Consider the following 4,328-nt stretch of genomic DNA (forward strand, 5'->3'; position numbering starts at 1 on the left):
GCTGGAAAGTTCCGATTACCACGGCAACGACAATAGCTTTTCGTATATCTGCTGTGACCCCATTTCCACATTTGAGGTGAGCAATGGCAACCTTACTGTGAGTTATCCTACCGGAGAGGAAGAACAAAAATCTGTGGACAAAGAAAACCTGCTCGAAGAGCTCGATAGCTTTAGAAACAAGTTTGAAACCAATGACGATTTTGGCTTTAAATTCGTAACCAATGGTCTTTTTGGTTATATGGCTTATGAGTCTGTGCAATATTTTGAAGACATTGAGCTCAACAATGCAGACGGGGCCATTCCGGATATGTGCTATCGCGTGTACCGCTACGTAATTGTTATCGATCATTTTAAAAACGAACTCTACATTTTTGAGCATAAGGTGCACCCACTAGAGAAGAAAGGTAAGATGGGTTATATCGAGTCACTCATTAATGTAAATAATAACCCACAATTTGACTTTTCTATAGCAGGCAACGAATCGAGCAACTTTACAGACGAGCAATTTTTGGATGTTATCCTCGAAGGTAAAAAACACTGTAACCGGGGAGATGTCTTTCAAATCGTGCTCTCCCGTAGGTTTGATCAGGCTTTTAAAGGAGACGAGTTTAATGTTTATCGCGCTTTGCGCAGCATTAATCCGTCTCCTTATCTTTTTTACTTCGATTATGGCAATTTCAAAATTTTTGGTTCATCGCCAGAGTCTCAAATAGTAATAAGCGGCAATAAAGCGAGCATTTATCCTATCGCGGGTACTTTTAGAAGAACAGGCAATGATAGCTCAGATGCTGAACTTGCTAAAGCGCTCTCTAAAGATGAGAAGGAAAATGCAGAGCACGTAATGTTGGTAGATCTGGCCAGAAACGACCTGAGTAGAAATTCTAAGAAGGTAAGTGTTGAGGTTTTTAAAGAAATCCAGTACTACTCTCACGTTATCCACCTCGTGTCTAAGGTCACTGGAGAGCTGGATGATAAAACATCTCCGCTCAAGCTTGTGGGTGATACTTTCCCGGCTGGTACGCTAAGCGGAGCGCCAAAACACAGGGCTCTGGAACTTATCGATCAATACGAAAACGACAGCAGAAATTACTATGGTGGTGCCATAGGCTTTTTAGGCTTTAACGGAGACTTTAACCATGCGATCATGATCAGGTCTTTTCTGGCTAAAAATAATGTGCTTCACTACCAGGCTGGTGCCGGGGTAGTGGCCAAATCTTCAGCCAAAAGCGAACTGCAAGAAGTCAATAACAAGCTCGCTGCACTTAGAAAAGCATTAGAATTAGCTCAAAAACTTAACGCACAGTAATTAAATGAAATTAATTGTTTTAGATAACTACGATTCCTTTACCTACAATTTGGTGCACATCATACGTGTATTGGGCTATGAAGTAGATGTGATTAGAAATGATAAAATCACGGTAGAGGAGATGGGTAAGTACGATAAAATAGTGCTTTCACCCGGGCCAGGAATACCTGATGAAGCCGGTATCATGAAAGACGTGATCAGAAAATACGGACCTACAAAACCTATTTTGGGAGTTTGTTTAGGGCATCAGGGTATAGCAGAGGTTTATGGAGCAGAATTGTACAACATGTTTAATGTGCTGCATGGTGTCTCCAGTGAGATCAGTGTGGTAGAAGATGACTACCTATTTGAAGGCATGCCACAGACATTTGTTGGTTGTCATTACCACTCTTGGGCAATTTTACAAGATGCTGTAGGCGATCAATTAAAGGTTACCGCCAGAGATTCTAATGGAAATATCATGGCGATTACTCATAAAGAATATGATGTAAAGGGTGTGCAATTTCATCCTGAGTCTATTCTGACAGAACATGGATCTCAAATGATAGAAAACTGGTTAAAGCATTAACATTGGATTAATTAGAAAAACAATGAAGAAGATTCTCAATCAACTTATAGAACATAAATCACTGGATAAGGAAACGGCCAAAGGCATTTTGGTAGACCTTGCACAAGGAAAGTTTAACCAAAGCCAGGTAGCCGCATTTCTCACCGTATACATGATGCGGTCTATCACAGTGGAAGAGCTGGAGGGATTTAGAGACGCGATGCTCGAGCTTTGTTTGCCTTTGAATATTGATGATTATGACGCCATCGATTTGTGTGGTACCGGTGGTGACGGTAAAGACACTTTTAATATTTCTACACTCGCTTCATTTATCGTGGCGGGTGCGGGTCAGGCTGTGGCAAAACATGGCAATAATGGTGTTTCTTCCATATGTGGGTCATCAAATTTACTGGCACATTTTGGCTATCAGTTTACTAACAATGCTGACGAGCTTAAGCGCAGTCTCGATGAAGCTAATATTTGCTTTTTGCATGCGCCACTCTTTCATCCGGCTATGAAAAACGTAGCACCAATCAGGCAGGATTTAGGGGTAAAGACCTTCTTTAATATGCTTGGTCCGATGGTAAATCCATCATTTCCTAAAAAGCAGCTTGTGGGTGTTTTTAACCTTGAGTTGGCAAGATTATATGGGTACCTGTATCAGAAAACAGAAAAGGATTTTGTGATACTACACACTTTGGAAGGTTACGATGAAATATCTCTTACTGGCGATTTTAAGGTAATTTCTAATTCCGGAGAAAACATTTGGTCACCAGCTGATTTGAGTTTTTCTCGAGTAAATAAAGAGGAGTTACGTGGAGGTAATACCATTGAAGAGTCTGCCAGAATTTTTGAAAACATATTGCGCGGTGAGGGCACTGATGCACAAAATTCAGTAGTAACAGCCAACGCAGGTATGGCGATCTATGCAGCCAACCAAAGCGAAGGTCTTGAAGCGGCAATGGGCAGAGCTGAAGAGTCGCTCAAATCAGGAAAAGCACTTAAAGCATTTAAAAAACTGGTGGTAAAACAAGCCACTAACATTTGATTAAGAAACAAATATTGAAAATGAATATACTAGACGAAATAATTGCACATAAATACAAAGAGGTTGAAGAGAGCAAGTCACTTTTTCCAGTCAAGTTGCTGGAGAAGAGCCTTTATTTTGGAAGCCAGACCGTCTCTTTGAAAAAGTATGTGACGAGAGAAGACAAATCGGGTATTATAGCCGAAATCAAAAGAAAGTCACCTTCTAAAGGTGTTATTAATGCACATGTAGATGTTGAGCGTACTTCTATCGGTTACATGCAGGCTGGTGCCTCTGCGCTATCTGTGCTTACTGATAAACAATATTTTGGCGGTAGTAATGAAGACCTGACCAAAGCTCGAAAGTTTAATTTCTGCCCAATTTTAAGAAAAGATTTTGTGGTTGATGAATACCAAATTGTAGAAGCTAAATCTATAGGTGCCGACGCTATTTTATTGATTGCTGCGGCACTCGAGCCACAAAAATTAAAGCAACTCGCTGAGTTTGCCCAATCATTAGACCTTGAAGTTCTTCTGGAAGTGCATAACCAGGCTGAGTTGGACAATGCGCTTAATGAGAATGTCGATTTAGTTGGTGTCAATAATCGTGATCTAAAATCATTTGAGGTAAATATCAATACCTCTATTGAGCTGTCGAGTGCTATTCCTTCAGAATTTGTAAAGGTTTCAGAAAGCGGCATTCACGATCCGGAGACAATTACTAAACTCAAAACTCACGGTTTTGATGGCTTTTTGATTGGAGAAAGATTTATGGCTACAGGAAGGCCAGATAGATCATGCGGACGATTTATTGAGGCACTGAGCAAGTTAGAAGACAAATCATATGTCTGAGCGACAAATGAAATTGAAAGTTTGCGGTCTTCGTGACAACTTAGCAGAGGTGGTCAAAGAAATTGAACCTGACATGATCGGTTTGATATTCTATGAAAAATCACCCCGATATGTTGCGGATTTGCAGCCTGATCAATTACCAGCAAATGTTGAAAGAGTAGGAGTTTTTGTTAATGCTGAGTACGAATTTATAAAAAGTAAAATCAATGAATATCAGCTTGATTATGTGCAGTTGCACGGTGATGAAACAAGAGCACTCTGTAGCCAATTACAAGCTCATGCGAAGGTTATTAAGGTTTTTTCTGGTAACGGAGAGATAGACAAATCGCAGCTTAAAGCCTACGAGTCAAGTATTGATTATTACTTATTTGATACAAGAGATAAGCAACAATATGGGGGCACAGGTAACACTTTCGATTGGGAGAAATTAAGTACGTTGAATTTGGACAAGCCAATCATTTTAAGTGGTGGAGTGAGCCTTGAAAATATAGAAGAAGTGAGGCAGTTGGAAGGGGTTGATATTTATGCGATTGATGTGAATAGCAAATTTGAAGATGCTCCTGGATTGAAAAATATTGCCTTATTAAAAACATTAAA

Annotated in this window: 5 protein-coding genes; all 5 read left to right on the forward strand. The window is 40.0% G+C overall.

The features are described from left to right. A partial coding sequence (locus E1176_RS05115; protein WP_155209491.1) for an anthranilate synthase component I family protein occupies positions 1-1,306 on the forward strand: 1,306 nt, incomplete at its 5' end. Positions 1,307-1,310: 4 nt separating this feature from the next. After that, complete coding sequence (locus E1176_RS05120; RefSeq protein ID WP_155209492.1) at positions 1,311-1,874, forward strand: anthranilate synthase component II; 564 nt, start codon at positions 1,311-1,313, stop codon at positions 1,872-1,874. A gap of 22 nt (positions 1,875-1,896) precedes the next feature. Then, complete coding sequence (gene trpD, locus E1176_RS05125; protein ID WP_155209493.1) at positions 1,897-2,901, forward strand: anthranilate phosphoribosyltransferase; 1,005 nt, start codon at positions 1,897-1,899, stop codon at positions 2,899-2,901. A 20-nt stretch (positions 2,902-2,921) separates the two neighbouring features. Continuing rightward, positions 2,922-3,731 (forward strand): indole-3-glycerol phosphate synthase TrpC, encoded by an 810-nt coding sequence (gene trpC / locus E1176_RS05130; protein ID WP_155209494.1) that lies wholly within the window; start codon positions 2,922-2,924, stop codon positions 3,729-3,731. Next, the coding region (locus tag E1176_RS05135) for a phosphoribosylanthranilate isomerase (protein ID WP_155209495.1) at positions 3,724-4,328 on the forward strand (605 nt) is incomplete at its 3' end. The genes trpC and E1176_RS05135, both read left to right, overlap by 8 nt.

Origin of the sequence: Fulvivirga aurantia (genome assembly GCF_009711475.1) — a bacterium.
Classification (GTDB): Bacteria; Bacteroidota; Bacteroidia; order Cytophagales; family Cyclobacteriaceae; genus Fulvivirga; species Fulvivirga aurantia.